Raw genomic sequence first — 20,498 nt, 5'->3', positions numbered from 1 at the left:
TGGTTTGGGGGTCTATCGGTGGTCGAGGCGCTCGGAGGTGCGGTGTCCGACGGTCTGAATCAGGAGCACGCAGACGACGATGATCGCGATGGTGATGTACATGAGCCCGTCGTTGTACTCCTGGTAGCCGTATCGCATCGCGAAGTCGCCGATGCCGCCGCCACCTACGACGCCGAGGACGGTCGAGTACGACAGCAGGCTGATCGCTGCCGAGGTCAGTGCGTAGACGAGCCCGGAGCGCGCTTCAGGCAACAGCACTCGGAACACCGCCTGCGGCAACGTCGTACCCATCGCGACGGCAACGCGCGAGATGCCGGGCGGTATCTCGCGGAGGATCTGCTCAACCAGACGCGCGTAGATGGCCACCGCGACGAAGCTCAGCGGCAGGGTCGAGGCTTGCGTGCCGAAGCTCGTGCCGACCACCGATCGGGTGAACGGGATGAGGAACACCACAAGCAAGAGGAACGGGAACGAGCGGACAATGTTGATGTACAGGTTCGAGGTCGACCAGATCGGCCGATTCTCGGCGATGCCTCCGCGCTGCGTGAGGAACACGATCATTCCGAGCGGGAGACCGATCAGCACGGCCGCGGCCAGCGAGACCACCATCATGTATCCGGTCTCTGCGAGTGCTTCGACGATGTCTTCGCCATACTCGTCGAGAAGTTCGGTGAGCCAGGTCATCACATCAGCTCCCGCTTGACCTGCTCGTAGTAGCTGGGCATCGCGTTGAGGTCAGCTTTCGCCACGTGGAACAGCTCGCGCAGCCGCCCCTTCTCGAGCAGAGCCGCGCGATCACAGATCGCCTTGACGACGTCGAGGTCGTGCGAGATCACGATGATCGTAGTGCCGAAGGTCTCACGTGCGTTCAGCAGCACTCGCAGGATTTCTGCCGTGGTGCTGGCATCCAGAGAGGATGTCGGCTCATCACACAGCAGCACAGGCGGACGTGTGATCAGGGCTCGCGCGAGACCCACTCGCTGCTGTTCTCCCCCACTGAGTTCGGCAGGATGATGGTCAGCGCGATGAGTGAGGCCGACAAAGTCGAGCATCTCGTCGACCGCGGCGCGCTCTGCGGCGCGGGATCGTCCGGCTGCGCCGCGTCGAGCGATCTGCAGCGGAAGCGCGACATTCTGACGCACGGTGCGGCTGCTGAGCAGGTGGGTCCCTTGGAACACGACGCCGATGTTTCGGCGCAGCATCCGCAGGGCCTTTCGGCTTCGTCCGGCGACCGGCTCGCCGTCGACGGTCACCACGCCAGACTCGGGTGAGGCCAGGCCGTTGATCAGCGCAAGCAGCGTGGATTTGCCCGCGCCACTCTCGCCAATGACGCCGAAGATCTCGCCGCGTTCGATGGTCAGGCTGATGGCATCGAGCGCCGGTGGCTGACCAGGGCGGTCGTCATACCGCTTGGTGACGTCGTCGAACTCGACGATCGTCGTGCCAGTGGTTTCCATCGATGCGTGCCGTTTCCCTCGCCCACGGCCGCCATCGCCCGAAGTTCATGTACTGCGTCCAACTATAGTTGAGGTATGAGCATGAGGTACCGGACTGAAGCGATCAACCGCGATGGCGGCGATGGGATCGCGCAGGTTCCCGATGGGTTGTCGGTGAAGGTGGCCTCGCCGCTGAACCCTCATCGTGATGCGGACGGCACGAATCCAGAGCAGTTGCTGGCACTCGCTTGGGCCACGTGCCTGAACGCGACAGCGCAGGTCATCGTCGCTCGGGGTACTCGGAGCGCCGTGCGCGTCGAGGTCGAGCTCCATGACGCCGACCCGGGGCCCGGCCTCGAGTTTCACGTCGACGGCTATCTGTCCGTGGAAGGCGCGTCAGTCTCGGAGGCTGAGGATGTTCTCGCCGCCGCGCATGCCCGGTGCCCGGTGTCCAAGTTGTTGGCTGGGTCAGCGGACGTGCGCGTGCACACGGAGGCTTACTCGGTCAGTTGACCTCCGGGGCGGGTGCACGTTCTGCGACCTTCTCTTCGATGAGTGCGCCCAGTTTCGTCGAGCGGAGCCAACCCGTGACGCTCACCCAGGTGGAGTCGCGGATGAAGAGCATGTCAAGAGCGATCATCACGAGGGAGAACGGCCAGAGGCCGAGCAGAATGCCGATCCCCGCGTGCATGAGCACGAGCGAGACAAGCACGAAGATTCGGCTAGGACGCCAGAGCAGCGCGATCGGGAACAGCGTCTGCACCCACAGCGCCACGAAGGTCGCAATGTAGATGACCAGGGACGACTGCCACAGCAGTTCGTTGAATGCGGGGTAGAGCATGAAGGCGTCGATGCGCAGCGAGTAAAAGAGCGCCGTCCCGCCCAACCATTCATCGCCGGAAAGCTTCCAGATACCCGAAACGACGTAGATGATGATGATCTGGAAACAGCACAGGACCAGAGCCGCGTTGTGAGCTGCATTTGCGAGATACGCGGGTACAAGCCGCCTGCGAATTCCACGGCGTGATGCACGACGCATGGCCAGCCACGCATCAACCGAGTAGTGCGCGCCGAGGTTCGCGAAGATAAGGAACAACAAGGTGATGCGGTAAATGGTGTCGCCGCCGTTGAGGACGTACGGGTTATTTGCTTGCAGAGCAAATACGAGCACCAGGACCAACACGGTGACTAGTCGCGTGCGGTAGCCGATCGTAAACAGGACCACGAGCACGATCAACAGGAAAAATACGATGTCGAACACCAGCGGGTTGTCCTTAGGGAACAACGTGTCAAAGGTGAAAAAGCCCCGACGCTTCGCTTCAGGGTCAACCCAAAAAGATGCGGCGCCCCACAGCAGGGAGCGCTCGGGAATGCTGGGGACGAGCGTGATCAGCAGCCCCAACCCGTAGAGGACGCGCAGTACTGCAAAGCTGCGCAGGTTGTGCGATGCGGAGGTAAGCCACCCAAGCCAGCTGTCGAAGCGCTCACTCAGCTTCACGGATGGCCTCCTTGAACTCGAATGTCGCGCCGGTGCGCTCGATGAGCGCACGGTAGTCAGCCACAACATCAGGGGCAGTCACGACGTTGGACTCACGCCATCCGAACGTAGTGATGGACGGCGTGAACTGCGCTTCTTCATCAAAGCGATGCGTGAAGTCATTGGGACGCTCGCTGACTATGCGCCACTGGACTCGCTCGATCTTCTCGTTGAACCCTGCGGTCCCAAACAGAGTCGCCATCCGCATCATCATGTAGTCCATGCGAAGGTAGCGGATGACATCGCCGTCATCCTTCCCGAGCTCTTCGACCAGAGTTTCGGTGGGGATCGGTCGGAAGTCGTCGCCATCCACCTCAATAAAGGTGTCACGCACGCGCGTCCGCTGATCGGCATCCAGCTTGTTGTAACGCTCAAGAAAGGTCCCCGCAGCGTTCCACGCGGGCTTCTGGATACGTGAAGGGAATGGATTTCCTTCTACTGTGCGCTGCTCGATCTGAGTGATGCTCACCCATCCGGATTTGACCAGATCCCCGTCGTCGTCTCGCCAGCTGGCTCGAAACTCGAGGGAACGGTTCGCTTTCATGACGCTCGGTGCGAAAATCTTCCACGTCTGGCCGAAGTACGGCAGCGCGACGGCGCGGACCTCGCTACGCAGTGGGGTGCCTGGGGGCGAGACGATAAGGATCGTCCCGATCGCGACGATGAGTACAACGATCGTGGCGACGATTCCCGTCACGCGTTGCGCCATATTCATCCCCCCACTCTAGCGAGCGGGGTCGCTCTGGTTCCCCTGCGCCGACGTGGCTGTACGGTCACGTCACGAGCGTGGATGCCGGCAATCGATTCGAATTCTTCCACCGGGCCACGGTGCCGGCGCTGAGCCGCTCCCAACTGCGATCGCGGATGAAGATCGAGTCAATAGCGATCATCGTGAGCGAGAACCACGGCAGTCCCATGAGAACGCCGATGCCAATGTGGAACGACAGGATCCCGATCAGCCCGATGAGCCGTGTCGGTCGGGTGAGCAGCATCAGCGGGAACGCGACCTGCAGGAGGATCGACCCCCAGCTGAACGCGACGACCATCGGCCCCCACGCGGTCACCAGATCACTGAGCACCGGCCAGGTGCCGAAGCGAGCAGTGTGCAGCGGGTTGTAAACCGCGTACCCCTCCGACCACGGCGTTCCACCGGCCTTGAACAGCGCACCGGATGCATACACGAAGCAGACCTGCGCGGTGAGCGCCACCAGGGCGAGGTTGTGAAACACCGTCCCGATCTGCGCAGGCTGGCTTCCGGGAGCGAACCACTCCCCCTTTTTGGCGCGACGGCGCGCGTCCAGAGACCAGCGGGCGGCGGGATCGGCGAAGAACAGCAATAGGAGTGCGATCCGGAACATGTTGTCACCCTGGTCGCCGACCATGTCGTTGGCCTCGATGAAACCGACCCACATACAGAAGAAGATCGGATGCACGATGCGGAAGCGCCAGCCGACGACAAAGAGCACCGCGAGCACGCCGAGCAGCAGGTAGAGCATCGTGTAAAGGACGTCGTTGCCCATCGCCGCATGGAACGTACTGAAGATCCAGATCTTCGGGAAGTCGCTGACGGGCTCGGCGAGTTCGCCGTTCCATGCCGAGCCGGAGCCGAATGTGTACAGCCGGGTGCCAAAGTTCGCGGCCAGTAGGCCGAGCGCCGTGACGCCGAACAGGATGCGGGTCACCGCGAGTCCGTAGAGCGCTTTCTTTCCGTCGTAGAGGAATCGTTCGATGAATCCGCTGATCTGCGCGATCGCTGAGACCACCATTGCCCAGAGGCCCGCGATCATACTGCCGGCAAAGGTGAGCACCCGTGTGCTCACGGGGACGACCTGTTCCGCAGGTGCCTGTGGATCAGGTTCTGCGGCAGGTGTCTCGGGCTTGTTCTCGACCGTCTTGGGGCGATCCGCCTTCGTCTGGCTCATCCCTGGGTCCTCTCGAACTGCGCGCGGAACACGTCACCAAAATTGTCACGACTCTGGCCGGGCTCTTCCACCGGAGCTCGCCAACCCGTGGTCGACATACTCGGTTCTGGGCGTTGCGCTGCAGCGTCGTTGCGCTCGGCGAACGGTACGACATTCTGCCGGCTGACACGGTACTGCACCTGAAGCACGTCACTTCCCCAGATCGCATAGGCGATCTGTGTGGCATATGCCGTGGACAGGTGTTCCTGCTCCATATACGTCACGGTGGAGGGGCCGTCTTCGAGCTTGTCGAAGGATCCCACCATCCAGTCTTCCCAGCCGTCCTTGGCGAAATCGAGTGCGACGACAGCCTGCTGCTCTGCGTTGAGCTTGTTGTAGGCGCCTGCCAGTCCGCTCGCTACCTCGGTCGATTGGATTCCGGCGCGGGGAGGAAACAGGTTGTACCGGATCATTGAGAGCTCCACATCTGTGGCGCTCACCCATCCGGTGGTGACGTCTTCACCGTCTACGTCGATGACGGCACGTACGTTGAAGTGGTAGTCGCCGTTGATCGGCTCGGGCGCGAAGACGCTCCATGATTGGCCGAACATCGGAAGCATGTAGGCAGACAGCACCTTCTGCGTAGGGATCTCGCGCAGTGCTGACGGGGGTGCGATCCACAGGAACGACGCTGCCACGTGCCATAGACAGAACAAACAGGCGATGAGCGCGATCAGGCGCACCACCCACGTCGGTTTCGGGTACGGTCGCACGGCGGCGGATGCAGATGGTGTGGCGTCCTCCGTCATATCGACAGGGTCTTCATTTCGTTTCGTCGTCATGCGCGACCGTTCCCTATCATCACCGAGAGGTCGGGACCACCACCAAGGCGGCCCCGACCTCTACAGTGTCATTGCTTTACTCTGCGTGCATCCGGGTGCGACGGTTGCGAGCGATCAGCGCGGTGCCGATCCCCAGCATGACGAGCAGCGCACCGAGCGCAACCCATCCCATCGCGGGCTCGCCACCGGTTGCCGCCAGTCCATCTGCGACGACCTTGAACGTGCCAGAAACCGAACCGGATTCCGCACCGGTGAGAGTCACCGAGTGGTTGCCGAGATCGGTGCCTGCCGGGATCGTCCAAGTGAACGTCACGGTACCTTCCGCATTCGCCACCTGGGTGCCGAGTGCCAGCGGGGCGGAGTTCATCACACCGGTGACGACCTCGCCTGCCTTGAAGCCGGTACCGATTGCAGTCTGCTTGTCGCCACGCTCGAGCACAGGCACCTTGACGGTGATCCCGAGTTCGTTCGCGTTAGCGTCCGCATCGCTTGAACCAGAGGCCGAGCTACTACCACTCGCGTTCGACGAAGCACTGGCCGAAGCCGACGCCGCCGCGTCAGACGAAGCGTCCGCAGATGCCGTCGCCGTGGACGCTGCGCTCGCAGATGCCGAAGCATTCGCGTTCGCCGTTGCGGTGGAAGCAGCGTTCGAGTTCGACGAGTTGTCTGCCTGAGCCGAAGCCTGAGCAGCAACCGCAGCCGACGCGTTCGCGTCCACCGTTGCATCCGTGGACGCATCCGCCGAAGCCGTTGCGGTAGCAGCAGCCTGCGCCGCAGCCTGAGCCGAGGCATCCGCCGCAGCCGAAGCCGTGGTCGATGCATCCGCCTGAGCGGCAGCCTGCGCCGCAACCTGAGCCGAAGCGTTGCTGTCGTCATCCGCGTTCGTTGACGCAGACGCGGATGCCGAAGCATTCGCGTTCACATCAGTTGTGGCAGACGAGTCGGCGTCAGCTGTGGCAGTTGCCGTGGTCGACGCTGCAGCTGCCGGGTCAGCAGCGGCCGAAGCCGACGAGTCCGCAGCGGCCGTGGCCGATGCAGAAGCCGACGAGGTAGCCGTCGAAGCAGCGTCAGCTGCAGCAGCAGCGTTCGCGTCCGCAGCGGCCGTCGAGGCAGCGTTCGTGTTCGACGACGCATCCGCCTGAGCAGCTGCCTGAGCAGCAACCGCAGCCGAAGCGTTCGCGTCGGTCGTGACATCAGCCGAAGCATCAGCCGACGACGTCGCCGTCGCCGCAACATCAGCCGCAGCCGAAGCCGTTGCATCCGCCGCAGCCGAAGCCGTCGTCGACGCATCCGCCTGAGCAGCAGCCTGAGCCGCAACCTGAGCCGAAGCATTGCTGTCGTCATCCGCGTTCGCCGAAGCAGAAGCCGAAGCCGCCGCGTTCGTGTTCACATCAGCCGTCGCAGTAGCGTCCGTCGTTGCCGAAGCATCCGGGTCAGCATCCGCATCCGCAGCCGCAGCCGTAGAGGCATCAGCAGACGACGTTGCCGTAGAGGCAACGCTTGCCGCAGAACCCGCGTCCGCATCTGCCGCAGCAGTCGCATCAGCAGTCGTCGTCGACGACGCATCCGCCTGAGCAGCTGCCTGAGCAGCAACCGCAGCCGAAGCGTTCGCGTCGGTCGTGACATCAGCCGAAGCATCAGCCGACGACGTCGCCGTCGCCGCAACATCAGCCGCAGCCGAAGCCGTTGCATCCGCCGCAGCCGAAGCCGTCGTCGACGCATCCGCCTGAGCAGCAGCCTGTGCCGCAACCTGAGCCGAAGCATTGCTGTCGTCATCCGCGTTCGCCGAAGCAGAAGCCGAAGCCGCCGCGTTCGTGTTCACATCAGCATCAGCAGTCGCCGCGGCGTCAGCTGTCGCAGCAGCCTCAACCGTGATCGTGTCAGACGCCGTGTTACCCGCAGCGTCCGTACCGACAACCGTGTAGTCACCAGCAGCAGCATCCGCAGGAACGGTCAGAACCGTGTCCGCCGGGAACGCACCATCAGCATCCGTGGTCACCGTGATCGGACCAGCGACAACGTTGCCGTCCGCATCCTCGATCTGCACAGTCACAACCGTGTCTGCCGGCCAACCCGTCGACGTCACCGTCGTGTCCGAACCCGCAACAACCGGGCTCGATGCATCCAGAACCGGGGTGTAAACGACCGGAGCGGCCTCAACCGTGATCGTGTCAGACGCCGTGTTACCCGCAGCGTCCGTACCGACAACCGTGTAGTCACCAGCAGCAGCATCCGCAGGAACGGTCAGAACCGTGTCCGCCGGGAACGCACCATCAGCATCCGTGGTCACCGTGATCGGACCAGCGACAACGTTGCCGTCCGCATCCTCGATCTGCACAGTCACAACCGTGTCTGCCGGCCAACCCGTCGACGTCACCGTCGTGTCCGAACCCGCAACAACCGGGCTCGATGCATCCAGAACCGGGGTGTAAACGACCGGAGCGGCCTCAACCGTGATCGTGTCAGACGCCGTGTTACCCGCAGCGTCCGTACCGACAACCGTGTAGTCGCCAGGCGTCGTGCCCGCAGGAACGGTCAAGACCGTGTCCGCCGGGAACGCGCCATCAGCGTCAGTCGTGACCGTGATCGGACCAGCGATGATGTTGCCGTCCGCATCCTCGATCTGCACAGACGCAGCTGTGTCCGCCGGCCAACCCGTCGACGTCACCGTTGTGTCCGAACCCGCAACAACCGGGCTCGACGCATCCAAAACCGGAGTGAAGACAGGAGCGGCCGTCACCGTGATCGTGTCAGACGCAGTGTTTCCCGCCGCATCCGTACCGACGACCGTGTAGTCACCAGCAGCGGTACCAGCCGGAACAATCAGAACCGTGCCCGCCGGGAACGCACCCGCGGCAGTAGTGGTGACCGTAACCGGTCCGCCGACGTTAGCACCTGTGGAGTCCTTCAACTGGACCGTGACCACCGAGCTCGGTCCCCATCCGGATGAAGTCACCGTCGTATTAGCACCAGCAACGACGGGGCTGCTCGCGACGAGCACGGGGGCAGCAGCTGCGGCCTTTACCGTGGCCGAAGCCAGATCGACGTTGACAGCATCCAGAGCAGGAAGCAGGCTCAAGCTCAGTGCGCGAACCGTGAAGCTTCCGGCACCGAGGTCACCCACGGCAGGCTGCTCATTGATCGTGAGGTCCACGATCTGGTCGAGCACACCCGTCAACACCGGATCCAACGTCGCGAGAAGCGGCGTCGTGAGAGCGGCCAGCGCGGGCTGAACAAGCGGAATCACGCTGTCAACGGCCGTAGCCACCAGCGGACCGGTGACCGTCGTCAGCGTGCTGGCGAGCAGATCCACGACCGGCTGCGTGAGCAGGCCCAGGTCAAGACCAAGCAATGTGATGTTCGGCGTAACCGTCGGCTGAGTCGTGTCGGTTCCGGCGAACTGCGCGAGCGTACCGGCGACGGTAATGTCACCCGAGGCGACCGTCCCCTCCAAGGGCGGGATACCAGCAACCAGGTCAAGGTTGACCTTCAGGGTGACGCCGAGAGAGTCGAGCGTCGTCCCGAGGATCGTCGACGTCTTGCCGACGAGGCTGTTCTCATGCGTCCCTGTCAGGGCCGACGTGATGCCCTGCTGAATCGCGGCGATCGTCGTCGCCGACAGCACCGGGGTGTTCGCGGGGAGCGAGTTGAGGTCGGCGCCTGCCCCGCTCTCAACGAGGATCTTCGCCAGGTCGACGGTGATCGTCCCCCCGTCGAGATCGATCAGAACTGAGCCCGTCGCGTTCTCGACCGGCTGCGTGAGCAGCTCAGTGACGACAGTGTTCCCGATCGTGTCCAGACCCGTGATCGTCGCTTCGACGCCCGTCGTCTCGACACTCGCGACGAGCACGTCGATGCCGTTCAAAATGTTCGAGATCGACGTAGTGAGGTCGTTGAGCGCGCCACCAGGAGCCAGCAGGTCGCTCACCGGAGCGACAGTTCCCTGGATCGCTCCACCGAGCGTCGTGGAGAGCGTGTCCACGAGCGGGCTGCTCAGGTTCAGCTTAAGATCCGCGATCGCGTAGGAGTCGTCAACTGGGCCAGTGCCCGTTGTGTTCTCCGCCCGTGCGGAAAGAGCGCCGATCTGGATGCCGGCCTGGTCGATGATCTGATCCGTGAGACCTGCCACGCCGAGCTGCGAGAGCAGGTCGGTGAGCTCCAGGTATGCGGGGTCAGTACTGCCGTCAATGGCGCCAGTGTCAATCGCGCCGTCTGCGGTGATGAGGCCGGATGCGGCCGTCGACTGCGTCAGGCTGGGCGAGCTGCTGTAGCTTGCAGCCGCACCGAGATCGCCGAGGTCAAGCAGACCATTGTTAGTCCCGTTTGACAGCAGCGGCAGGTTCAGTGTGCCCAGGTTCAGGTTCAACAGTCCGCCGAGAACGGCTACGTCGAGCGCTCCAGGCTCCGGCCCCACAGCGCTCGGGTTGCTCGTGGAGGTGTGGCCGAGAGCGGCAACACTTAGCCCATTGAGCAAACCAGCGTCAATGCCCAGGATCTGGGCCTCCGCTGCAGACGGGTCTCCCGCGTCTGCATCTGGAAGCGCGAATGCTGCATTAGCGCCGAAGGCGCTTCCCGCGACGAGGGCCGTAGCCGTCGCAATCGCGGTCCATCTGCGTCTCCGCAGAGTTCTCCCCGTGGTTCTCATTTGTATTGCCCCTCCCGTGATGCGGACTAAGTTCGCGCCACAAGACCCTCCCCAGGCGTCAGCGAATGCCGACAGAGCTCATGTCTAACCAGTATGACGTTCGCCGCAAGTGCGTGTCCAGCCAACTCACAGTAAAAGGTGAAACCTCACCACAAAGAAGTGGAGATGTTACAGATTCCATCGCCCTCGACCCACACGGGAGGGGTTACTCAGTTCGCAGCGACCACAGCGAGCACCGCATCGCCGTAGGCTTCGCGCTTCTTCTCGCCGATTCCGGTGATTCCGTCGAGATCATTCACGGATGCCGGTCGCAGCTCGGCGAGCGCACGCAGCGTCGCATCACCGAAGACGATGTACGCGGGCTTGCCGATCTCCTTCGCGGTCTCGGCGCGCCAGACGCGCAGCGCCTCGAAGAGCGAGCGATCACCCTCGGCCACGGCATCCGAAGCCGCCGATGCCTTGCGCGTGCGGCTCGCGCTGACCCGCCCGATGGTGTCTTTACGCAGCGGCACCGGAGTCTCACCGCTCAGCACTCCGACGGCAGCTTCACCCGGCGCGAGCGTTCCGTAATCGCCCTGCGCGACGAGGATGCCGCGAGCCAGCAACTGCCGCACGACACTACGCCAGTCCTGATCTGAGAGATCCGCACCGATGCCGTATGTCGCGAGACCGTCGTGCTTCTGCTGCCGGATGCGGTCGTTCGACGATCCGCGGAGAATGTCGATGAGGTGACCTGCACCGAACGCCTGACGCCGCTCGCGCTTGAGCCGCACGATAGTCGAGAGCAGCTTCTGCGCGGGGACCTGCCCGTCGAAGGTCTCGGGTTTCTCGAGACACGTGTCGCAGTTACCGCACGCTGCGGAATCCTGACCGAAGTAGTTCAACAGGTTCTGGCGCCGACACTCGACCGTCTCGCTCAGCGCGAGCATGGCGTCGAGATGCTGACCCATCCGCATCTTGAACGTGCGGTCGCCGGGGCTCTGGTCGATCATCCGCCGTTGCTGCACGACGTCGCCGAGTCCATACGCCATCCAGGCCACCGCTGGTTCACCATCACGGCCAGCACGACCGGTCTCCTGGTAGTACCCCTCGACCGACTTCGGCAAGTCGACGTGCGCGACGAAGCGCACGTCCGGCTTATCAATGCCCATGCCGAACGCGATGGTCGCGACCATCACCACGCCGTCTTCGCGGAGGAACCGCGACTGGTTCGCCGCCCGCACATCGGCATGAAGGCCCGCGTGGTACGGCAGCGCATCGAAGCCCTGAGCGGCGAGATAAGTGGCGGTCTGCTCCACCGACTTGCGGCTCAGCGCGTAGACGATTCCGGCGGATGCGCCCGAGCCGCCGGACACCGAGCCTGCCGGAGCATCCGGAAGTGAACGAATGAACGACACCAACTGCTTGCGCGGGTCGACCTTCGGCACGATCCGGTACTGGATGTTCGGGCGGTCGAAGCTCGCCACAAAATGCTTAGCGGTGTCTAACTGCAGGCGCTCGGTGAGCTCCTTGTGGGTGGCGCGGGTCGCCGTCGCGGTGAGCGCCATCCGCGGAACCCCGGGGAAACGCTCGCCGAGGTCTCCCAGAGCGAGATAGTCGGGACGGAAATCGTGACCCCACTGCGACACGCAGTGCGCCTCGTCGATGGCGATCACACTGAGTGTGCCTCGCTGCAACAGCGCGGTGGTCTGCCGGTTCGACAGTCGCTCTGGGGCGACGTAGATGAGATCGAGCTCGCCGGCGACGTACGCCCGCTCGACCTCTGCACGCTCGGATACCGACTGCGTCGAGTTCAGGAAGGCGGCGTTCACGCCGTTGGCGCGCAGTGCATCGACCTGGTCATGCATCAGGGCGATGAGTGGACTGATCACGAGCCCAGTGCCCTCGCGGACGAGCGCAGGCACCTGGTAGGTGATGCTCTTTCCACCACCGGTCGGCATGAGCACGACAGCATCCCCACCGCCGATCACCTGATCGACGACCGCCTCCTGGTCGCCGCGAAACGCGTCATAACCGAAGACCGTGTGCAGCGCCTCGCGCGCGGTCGCGTAACGCGAGGGCGTCGCGGTGCGCGGAACGGATGCTGTGGATGCTGTGACCACCGGCGTCGCAGGCCCCGGGCCCCAGTCAAGAGGCGGCTCGTAATCCGAGTCCTGCGGTTCCCAATCCATCTCTTCCGGCGGCGGAGTGTCATTCCACGGCAGGTCCTCGTACGGGTCACCAGGAGTCTGCGGCATCCCTCCAGAGTAACCACCCCAGCAGACGCTGAGCGCCCTAAGGTGGGTGCAACGCGAAGGAGCACCCATGACCGACGAGACCACAGTCACCCGCAATGACGATGCATCGCGCTACGAGATCTTCTTTGGGAAGACTCTGGCTGGCTTCGCCGATTTCGAACGACGCCCCGGCGAGATCCTCTTCACGCACACCGAGGTCGACCCAGCCTTCCAAGGCAAGGGACTGGCCGGCATCCTCGCTGCGGAGGCTCTGGCGGATGCCGCGGCATCCGGCGACACGATCGTGCCGTACTGCCCCTACATCGCCCATTATCTGAAGAAGCACGACGTCGCCGGCGCGAAGATCCGCTGGCCGCAGCTGCCCACCGACCCCGCCGACGCGACGAGCGCGTGATGATCGGCCAGCGCAGCATCTCGCTCGAGCCACGCGTGGTTCCGCTCGGCGGCCTGCGCGGGATGAACGTGCTGCGCACTCTGCCGAACCGCGACCTGCCGACGGTCGGCGCGTGGTGCTTCCTCGATCGCTTCGGGCCCGAGGTTGTGCGCATGCGTGTGGAGCCGCACCCGCACATCGGATTGCAGACCGTCACCTGGCCGTTGATCGGCGAGCAGCGGCACCGCGACTCGATCGGCAGGGACGTGACCTTGACGCGCGGCCAATTGAATCTGATGACGGCGGGCAACGGCATCGCGCACTCCGAGTACTCGCTCGGTGAAGAGGCACTTCCCCTCGACGCACTGCAGTTCTGGGTGGTGCTACCCGAATCGGCCCGTCACGGTGCCGGCGATTTCGAACAGCACACCTCGCTGCCCCAACTCACGCTTTCCGCTGATACCGGTGAGGATGCCACGGCCACCGTCGTGCTTGGCGAGTTCGCCGGCGTGCGCTCCCCTGCAACAGTGCATACACCGATCGTCGGCGCGGAGATCACGCTCGCCGCTGGCAGCATTGTCGATCTGCCGCTGAACCCTGCCTGGGAACACGCGATCGTGCTCGTGAACGGCGACGTCACCATCGATGACCGTTCCTCTTCCCAGAACGAGATGCTCTACCTCGGTGATTCCCGCGCGCACGTTTCAGTGTCGAGCGCCGAAGGAACGCTGCTCTTCGTGCTCGGCGGGGAGCCCTTCGAAGAAGACCTTGTGATGTGGTGGAACTTCGCCGCACGCACCCACGACGAGATCGCGCAGGCGCGACACGACTGGGAGACGCCGGATGCGGCATCCGCTCGCTTCGGTCATGTCGTGGACCACGGCGACGAGCGGATCCCCGCACCCGAGCTCCCGCATGTGACGTTGAAGCCACGCCACCGCCGGATCTGACGCCTGCCCGGCACAGATGCAGGGCGATCGAACGGCTGCAGGGCGACACGCCGGGCTTTCGCCCGACATCCGTGCCTCGGCCCTGCAAGTGTGCCGCGCGGAGAGGCGCCCCGCGCTCCGACGAGCACGGGGCGCCTGTCCGTGTTGCTACTCCGTGTCCACCGAGACGATCGTGCGAACGTCGGAATCGGCGTACTGTACGACCCCGAGGTAGCGGGTGCCGGCTGTGAGACCGGACCAGCTGATCTCGTAGCTCGTCGCGACACCCTGCGTCGCGGCGATCGGATTCGGCGTCGCCGTGAATGCGCCCTCGCCACCCGGCACCACGTTGGCGTGGGTCATGTCCCACGTCATCGGTGCGGTCGTCGAGTACACGTTCGCCACGACCAGGTATGTGCCGGCCGTCGGCGTCGGCAGCGTCACCTGCTCGTCGGCCGAGGCCGTCGCCGACTGCCACACCTCGTAGTAGCGCAGATCGTCGGGGGCTACCACGCGGTACACCAGCAGATCGAGGTCGCTGCCCTCGTCATCCGACGAATCGAGATCGAAGCGCGACAGCGTCGTGCCCTCCGGAACGTCGACGATCCACGCGACGTCCTTGTTGGCATCGCCCGAGTTCTCGTCGCCCGAGTGCCCGTCGACCGGATGACTCGGGTCGGTGAGCAGCTGGAACGGGGTGAGCCCCGCGAGGTTGAGCGGCAGGTCGCCGTTGATGCCGGGCGTGATCTCCACGACCGTGCTGCCGTCTACGCCCGTTCCGGTCACCTCGGCCGGTGCGGCCGCCGTCACTGGGAACACCGCGATCGGCGTGCGCACCGTGTTCGCCTCGCTCGACCAGGTGAGCGATCCGGTCGCCCACTGCTCGACCGGAGCGCTCTCGTTATCGAAGGTGACGGTGTACGTCGCCGTCTCGCCGGCCGCGCCGAAGCTGAGCGTGGACGGCTCGACGCTCACGTTCACGCCCGGCACGTCGACGCTCGCGGTGAACGTGCCCGCCTCAGTCGATGTGACCGTGCGGGTGATCGTCTGCGCACTGGCGAGGGTGCCGATCGAGATCGAGGCGAGGTTGAGGTCGCTGCCGTCGATCGGCTCGATGCCGTCGAACTGCGCCAACCCCTTGCCTTCCAGGAACGCCGCCCAATCCGCGACGGCGTTCAGGTACAGCATCCCCGGGTCGAAGAAGCGGGTCGGGTCGACCTGACCGGCACCCTGCTCGAACGGATCCGTGTTCGCCGATCCGTCGGAGTTCACGGTGTCATAGGCAGTGGTCATCATCGCCGATTTCACCTCCGCCGGCGACGCGTTCGGTCGCTCACCGAGATACAGCGCGCCGAGGCCGGCGATGTGCGGTGATGCCATCGACGTGCCGGAGAGGATGCCGAAGGTCGGTGCATCCTTGCTGCCGTTGTTCGTCGCGGCGAGGATCGCCACACCGGGGGCTGCGATGTCGGGCTTCATGACGTCGCTGCCGTCGGCATGCATCGGGCCGCGGCTGGAGAATCCGGCGATCTGCGGCACCGGAGTGACCTCGCCCGTCGTGTTCTCGCCGATCAGTGAGATCGGCCGGTCGACACCACCTTGCACATACGCGACAACCGCCTCGCGATGTGCTGCGGCGAGGTGCACCGTGGGGATGACGTGGAAGTCGTTGTCTAGCGAGTCGGCACCGCCGGGCACGTTGACAAGGACCATGCCGATGCCACCGGCATCCTTCACCACCTGTGACTTCTCCGCACGCGCATTACTGCCGCGATCGCAGACAACGATGTGGCCAGTGACTTTTGCCGGGTCGAGGGTGCCTGGCAGGCAGAGCTGCGCATCCACCGCTCCTGCCGCAGCAGCATCGCCTGCGTAGATCGAGGGTCCGGTGACCGTCTCACCGAACGGGACAGAAACGGATGTTCCGGCCTGGGCGAACCCGTCGAAGACGACCGTGCCCTCCCAGGTCGGGATCGTGGATGCGGCGACCGTGGTGTACCAGGGCGACGCGTGGTCTGCGGTGGCCGCATCCGGTCCGGCGTTGCCGGCACTGACGGAGACGAACACTCCGGCGGCAGCGGCGTTCAGGAACGCGATGTCATCGGGCGCCAGCACGGTCGTGGCGGCTCCGCCGCCGATCGAGTAGTTGATCACGTCGACGCCGTCGGCGACTGCCTGATCGATCGCGGAGATGAGGTCGCTGAGGGCGCAGATGTCGTCCTCTGTGACCAGCGGATCCGGGCCGACGTAGCAGGCCTTGTAGGCCGCGACCTTGGCGGCCGGGGCGACACCGGAGATCGTGCCGAGGCCGACACCTTCCACGGTGGCTTCGACGCCGAAGGTACCGGCAGCCGTGCTCGCGGTGTGCGAGCCGTGTCCGTCGCCGTCGCGCGGGGAGAGGTAGTCGTATTGGAAATCGAATCCGGCCGCCGTGGCACCGGTCGCAAAGTACTGTCCACCGATCAGCTTGGTGGAGTAGTCGTGCTTGTTCCAGTCCTGACCCTGCACGATGGCGCTGCGGAACTGTGCGCCGTCGGACTTGTCGAAGTAGGCGTACGAACCGTCGCTGTACGCCTCGGCGCCACTCTGCTTCTGCTTCTTCAGCTTGTCGCCCGCGAACGACGGATGCTCCGGGGCGATACCCGTGTCGATGACGCCGACGACGACCCCTTCACCCGCATGCTCGACCCCGCCGGTGGCGTCCCAGACGCCGCCCGCACCGTTCGCGTCATCGCCGAGTCCGAGGAAGCCTGTGGAGGACTGCGCATCCGGATGCCGGATCTCATCCGGGAACACCCCGATCACGTCCTTCGAGGCGCGCAGCGCATCGACCTGCTCACCGGTGAGGTCGGCGCTGAAGCCGTTGACCGTCACCTGGTAGGTCGCGTCTGTGGTGACGCCCTCGGCCTTCGCGAGCTTGCGTTGCTCGTTCGCGAGGTGCGCGATGTACTTCTGCGAGTCCGAGGAATGGGCGTCGAGCTGCGTGCCAGGTTTTGGCATGGTTCGTCGCAGGCCGTTCGTGTCACCTTCGTACGTGGCCAGGGGATCGGCTTTCATCAAGACGATGTAGTGCCCCGGTGTGCCGTCCACGGGTGTGGGATGTGTCACCCCCTCGGCACTTGCGAAGCTGGCGGTTGCCGAGGAACCGATGACGACTGCGGCCAATGTGACGGCCATCGCCAACCGGAAGGGTGATCGACCCATGTGTATCTCCGATGGTTGCGGCTGCGGCTTCGTTGCCGCATCCGCCGCTTAACATAGACCCGGCCGCTGCCGCGCACCAGAGGTAGATTCCAATCGCCCGGCGCGGTATAACGTCCCTTTTACCCTCGCACCAGAGGCGAGAGTGGGCCGGCCCGGTGAACCCAGCGATAGGCTGGGACAGTGCCAACGAAACGCGTGATGTCGACCCGCGTGCTGCTGATCTGCGCTGCTATTGGCGTCGCCACGGGGCTCGTCTCGGCATTGTGGGCGGGCCTGCACGTGATCGTCGCCGTCGGAGCCGTGCCACTGTACGGTCTCGTCCTCGGTTTCCACGTGCTTCCCGGCGTGATCGCACAACAGGTACTGCGGGCGCCATGGGTGGCACTGATCACCCATGCGATTGCGGCGCTCATCTCCACTGCTTTCGTCCCCGCCATGGCGGGTCGCTATCTGCTCGCTGCGATCGTGTTCGGCGGCGTCCAAGAAGGTGTCTCCGCGCTTCTGCGATATCGACACTGGGAGGCGTGGCGTTTCCTGCTCTCCGCTGCGATCACCGGAATCGTGATCGCAGTGCCGCTGTGGTTCGCCTTTGACGTCGGCGCGCTGCCGCTATGGGGCGGAATAGGCTTCGTCGCACTGTTCGTGCTCGGCCCCGTCGTGTGGACATTGATCGGCCTCGGTGTGGGGTCGTCGCTGCGACGTGCAGGAGTTATCCGCGGGTGAACCCCCTGCATGCGCGTCAGGTTAGGCTCAGCTAACCTAGTACCGTACTCTTTCCACAGACTCGGGGTTTCGCCGTGCGCACATCCGCGCCCCTACTTCGCGTGCGTGACCTCTCCCTCACTCACGCCGGTGCTACGCGCCCGTCACCGAGCGGTGTCAGCTTCGACGTGCATCCTGGCGAAGTCGTGCTAGTGCTGGGTCCGAGCGGCTCTGGGAAATCAACACTCACCCTCGCGCTCAACGGCTTGTTGCCACAGTCTGTTCCGGCGGATATCCAGGGCACCGTGGAAGTGGGCGGGCGCAGCACGATCACCACACCGGTCGCGGAACTCAGCACGACGGTGGCGATGGTGTTCCAGGATCCGGACGCACAACTGGTCACCGGCACCGTCTTCGACGAGGTTGCCTTCGCGTTGGAGAACCTGCTGTTTCCTGTCGCCGAGGTCGTGGAACGCGCCGAGCAGGCACTCCGCCGAGTGAGCCTGTGGGATCGTCGCAGCTGGAACCCCGATCGGTTGTCCGGCGGTGGACGCCAACGACTTGCAATCGCCTGCGCACTCGCGATGCGCTCGACGCTGATCGTGCTCGACGAACCCACGGCAAACCTCGATCCTCAGGGTATCGACGACGTGTATGACGCCCTCAGCGATCTGGTCGCCGCGGGAGATCATGCCATCGTGCTGGTCGAGCACAATCTGGATGCCGCGATGCGCTTCGCCACTCGTGCCCTCGTGCTCGATCAGCAGGGTCGCCTCGCCTTTGACGGCCCGGTCGCTGAGGTGCTGCGCGGGCACACCGAAGAACTCGTCGCGATGGGGGTATGGCTGCCGGCGGCCACATTGGCGGGACGGATGCTGCGCGCGCGCGGCATCCTGCCGGAGGACGTGCCGCTGCCCCTGACCCCGGAGGAGCTCGCCGCGGCGATGGCCGAGGCCGACGACAACAAGGCGGACACCGGGGCACACTTGCAGGGTCGAAGCACGCCTGCAGGGCGAAACGCCGAGGAATCATCCGACATCCGTGCATCCGCCCTGCATCTGTACCAGCCGACGGGCGCGGAACACTCGATCGTGCGGGCCCGCGGCCTGACAGTGAAGCGCGGGCGGCAGGAGATCCTGCACGGCATCGACCTCGACATCCCCGCCGGCTCGCTCACGGCGATCATCGGGGCGAACGGTGCGGGGAAAACTACACTCATCCAGTCGCTGGCAGGAGTCATTCCCCCACCGAAACGCCAGGTCACGATCGACGGCCTTGATCCTGGCACGGCGTCTCCGCGTGACCTCGCCGCCCGCATCGGCTTCGTCTTTCAGAACCCGGAGCACCAGTTCATCGCGCACACCGTATTCGACGAACTCGCGCACGGGCTCACGCTGCTGCACACACCCGAGCACGAGATTCGCGAGCGGGTCGGCGAGATGCTCGCCAGATTCGGCCTCGAAGCCAAGGCTGACGTGCATCCGTTCCTGCTCTCCGGTGGCGAGAAGCGTCGCCTCTCGGTCGGAACAGCACTGATCACGCACCCGCGGGTGCTCGCACTCGACGAGCCGACATTCGGGCAGGATCGCGCCCGCGCCGCCGAACTGCTGCACCTGCTCACCGAACTACGGGCTGAAGGCACCACGATCATCATCGTGACGCACGATCTTCAGCTGGTCGCTGACCAGACCACGCACACGGTCATTCTCGCCGAAGGTCGCGTGCACGCCGCGGGCCTCACCGCCGAGCTGTTCGCCACCGAGGGCCTATTCGAGTCGGCCGGGCTACGACTGCCGATGCTGCACCGCGCGCTCACACCCCGAGTTCGCCGCACTCTGGCCGAGGGCATGCGATGACCGCCATCACCTCGCCGACGAAGACAATCGATCCGTTCACGCCCGGGACCCCAGCATCCGCCAGGCACTTTCTTTACCATCTCAATCCGCTATCGAAGGTTGCGGCCGTCGCACCCGCGATGCTGCTGCTCATATTCGTGCGCGACCTCGCCACACCGGTATCGTTCATCGCGTTCGCGTACCTCGTGATTCTGCTCGGCGCTCGGATCACGTCGCGATCTGCCGTCCTTCTCTTCGTCGCCGTGCCACTCGGCATCGTCGCAATCGGGTTCGGCTTCTCGCTGTGGGTAGATGCCGTTGGCGTCGCCGAGACCGCACCGTTCCTGCAGATCGGCGGCTGGACCTTGTTCTCCGGCGCGCTGCAGGTCGGCTTCGCCACCGCTCTTCGCGTGGCTGCGATCTTTTCCCTTGCTCTGATCGGCGGGCTCACGACGACCGGGCCCGACCTCGTGCGGGCGAGCATTCAGCAACTGCGCGTGCCGTATCGGATCGGCTACACCGCCCTCGCCGCGTACCGCTTCGTGCCGCGATTCGGCCATGAGCTTGCTGTTATCCGCGCCGCGCATCGCGTGCGCGGACACCACGGCGGACGCGGACCGTTCGCGCGGATCGCCCGCGGCTGGGGCTACATCGTGCCGTTGTTGGCCGGCGCGATCCGGCATGCCGAACGCGTGGCGTTGGCGATGGATGCCCGAGCCTTCGGCGCCCACGCCACTCGCACGGAGCGGTATCTGGTGCCCTTCCGCCGGCGCGACGTGGTCTTCATCGTGCTGTTCCTCGCAGCATCCGCCCTGCTCTTCCTCTTCTTATAACCAAGAAAAACCCGCCTTCCCGAT

15 protein-coding genes are annotated in these 20,498 nt (G+C 64.6%); 6 read left to right on the top strand and 9 right to left on the bottom strand.

What is annotated here, in order from left to right; all coding sequences use genetic code 11:
* Positions 1-12: 12 nt before the first annotated feature.
* Entirely contained in the window at positions 13-684 is a 672-nt protein-coding gene (locus tag ACSU1G_RS12500) for a methionine ABC transporter permease (protein WP_439280280.1), read from the bottom strand.
* Complete coding sequence (locus ACSU1G_RS12495; RefSeq protein ID WP_439280279.1) at positions 684-1,457, bottom strand: methionine ABC transporter ATP-binding protein; 774 nt, start codon at positions 1,455-1,457, stop codon at positions 684-686. Before ACSU1G_RS12495 ends, ACSU1G_RS12500 begins: the two co-directional genes overlap by 1 nt.
* 75 nt (positions 1,458-1,532) lie before the next feature.
* Here ACSU1G_RS12495 and ACSU1G_RS12490 point away from each other — a divergent pair, with 75 nt between their 5' ends.
* Positions 1,533-1,949 carry an OsmC family protein gene (locus tag ACSU1G_RS12490; protein ID WP_439280278.1) on the top strand — a complete coding sequence of 139 codons (417 nt, stop codon included), beginning with the start codon at positions 1,533-1,535 and terminating at the stop codon, positions 1,947-1,949.
* Here the strand turns inward: ACSU1G_RS12490 and ACSU1G_RS12485 are convergent.
* From ACSU1G_RS12485 to recQ, 6 genes are all read right to left on the bottom strand, one after another.
* Complete coding sequence (locus tag ACSU1G_RS12485) at positions 1,942-2,934, bottom strand: HTTM domain-containing protein (protein WP_439280277.1); 993 nt, start codon at positions 2,932-2,934, stop codon at positions 1,942-1,944. The genes ACSU1G_RS12490 and ACSU1G_RS12485 overlap by 8 nt on opposite strands.
* Positions 2,921-3,688, bottom strand: a complete 768-nt coding sequence (locus tag ACSU1G_RS12480) for a DUF5819 family protein (RefSeq protein ID WP_439280276.1) — start codon at positions 3,686-3,688, stop codon at positions 2,921-2,923. The genes ACSU1G_RS12485 and ACSU1G_RS12480 overlap by 14 nt, the downstream gene beginning before the upstream one ends.
* Positions 3,689-3,746: 58 nt before the next feature.
* Positions 3,747-4,895 (bottom strand): HTTM domain-containing protein, encoded by a 1,149-nt coding sequence (locus ACSU1G_RS12475; protein WP_439280275.1) that lies wholly within the window; start codon positions 4,893-4,895, stop codon positions 3,747-3,749.
* Complete coding sequence (locus ACSU1G_RS12470; protein WP_439280274.1) at positions 4,892-5,716, bottom strand: DUF5819 family protein; 825 nt, start codon at positions 5,714-5,716, stop codon at positions 4,892-4,894. The genes ACSU1G_RS12475 and ACSU1G_RS12470 overlap by 4 nt, the downstream gene beginning before the upstream one ends.
* Positions 5,717-5,792: 76 nt before the next feature.
* Entirely contained in the window at positions 5,793-10,361 is a 4,569-nt protein-coding gene (locus ACSU1G_RS12465; RefSeq protein ID WP_439280273.1) for a choice-of-anchor G family protein, read from the bottom strand.
* Positions 10,362-10,570: 209 nt separating this feature from the next.
* Positions 10,571-12,598: a DNA helicase RecQ gene (gene recQ, locus ACSU1G_RS12460; RefSeq protein WP_439280272.1), complete on the bottom strand. Its 2,028-nt coding sequence runs from the start codon at positions 12,596-12,598 to the stop codon at positions 10,571-10,573.
* Between the two features lie 67 nt (positions 12,599-12,665).
* On the opposite strand from recQ, the gene ACSU1G_RS12455 reads away from it, so the two are divergent.
* Together ACSU1G_RS12455 and ACSU1G_RS12450 are read left to right on the top strand one after the other, a co-directional pair.
* Entirely contained in the window at positions 12,666-12,992 is a 327-nt protein-coding gene (locus ACSU1G_RS12455; RefSeq protein WP_439280271.1) for a GNAT family N-acetyltransferase, read from the top strand.
* Positions 12,992-13,921, top strand: a complete 930-nt coding sequence (locus ACSU1G_RS12450) for a pirin family protein (protein ID WP_439280270.1) — start codon at positions 12,992-12,994, stop codon at positions 13,919-13,921. Before ACSU1G_RS12455 ends, ACSU1G_RS12450 begins: the two co-directional genes overlap by 1 nt.
* A gap of 147 nt (positions 13,922-14,068) precedes the next feature.
* Here ACSU1G_RS12450 and ACSU1G_RS12445 read toward each other — a convergent pair whose 3' ends face one another.
* Positions 14,069-17,104 carry a S8 family peptidase gene (locus ACSU1G_RS12445; protein WP_439280269.1) on the bottom strand — a complete coding sequence of 1,012 codons (3,036 nt, stop codon included), beginning with the start codon at positions 17,102-17,104 and terminating at the stop codon, positions 14,069-14,071.
* A 180-nt stretch (positions 17,105-17,284) separates the two neighbouring features.
* On the opposite strand from ACSU1G_RS12445, the gene ACSU1G_RS12440 reads away from it, so the two are divergent.
* The 3 genes from ACSU1G_RS12440 to ACSU1G_RS12430 all read left to right on the top strand — a co-directional run bounded on the left by ACSU1G_RS12440 (position 17,285) and on the right by ACSU1G_RS12430 (position 20,474).
* A complete protein-coding gene (locus tag ACSU1G_RS12440) occupies positions 17,285-17,827 on the top strand; it encodes an ECF transporter S component (RefSeq protein ID WP_439280268.1) in 543 nt (180 codons plus the stop codon).
* Positions 17,828-17,901: 74 nt separating this feature from the next.
* The gene (locus ACSU1G_RS12435) at positions 17,902-19,662 is read left to right on the top strand and encodes an ABC transporter ATP-binding protein (RefSeq protein ID WP_439280267.1); all 1,761 of its coding nucleotides are present in this window, start codon (positions 17,902-17,904) and stop codon (positions 19,660-19,662) included.
* Entirely contained in the window at positions 19,659-20,474 is an 816-nt protein-coding gene (locus tag ACSU1G_RS12430) for an energy-coupling factor transporter transmembrane component T (protein WP_439280266.1), read from the top strand. Before ACSU1G_RS12435 ends, ACSU1G_RS12430 begins: the two co-directional genes overlap by 4 nt.
* Positions 20,475-20,498 lie beyond the last annotated feature (24 nt).

The organism is Microbacterium sp. A93, from assembly GCF_051842835.1.
Note: the sequence above shows the minus strand (reverse complement) of the source record. Positions and strands in the feature narration are given on the sequence as shown.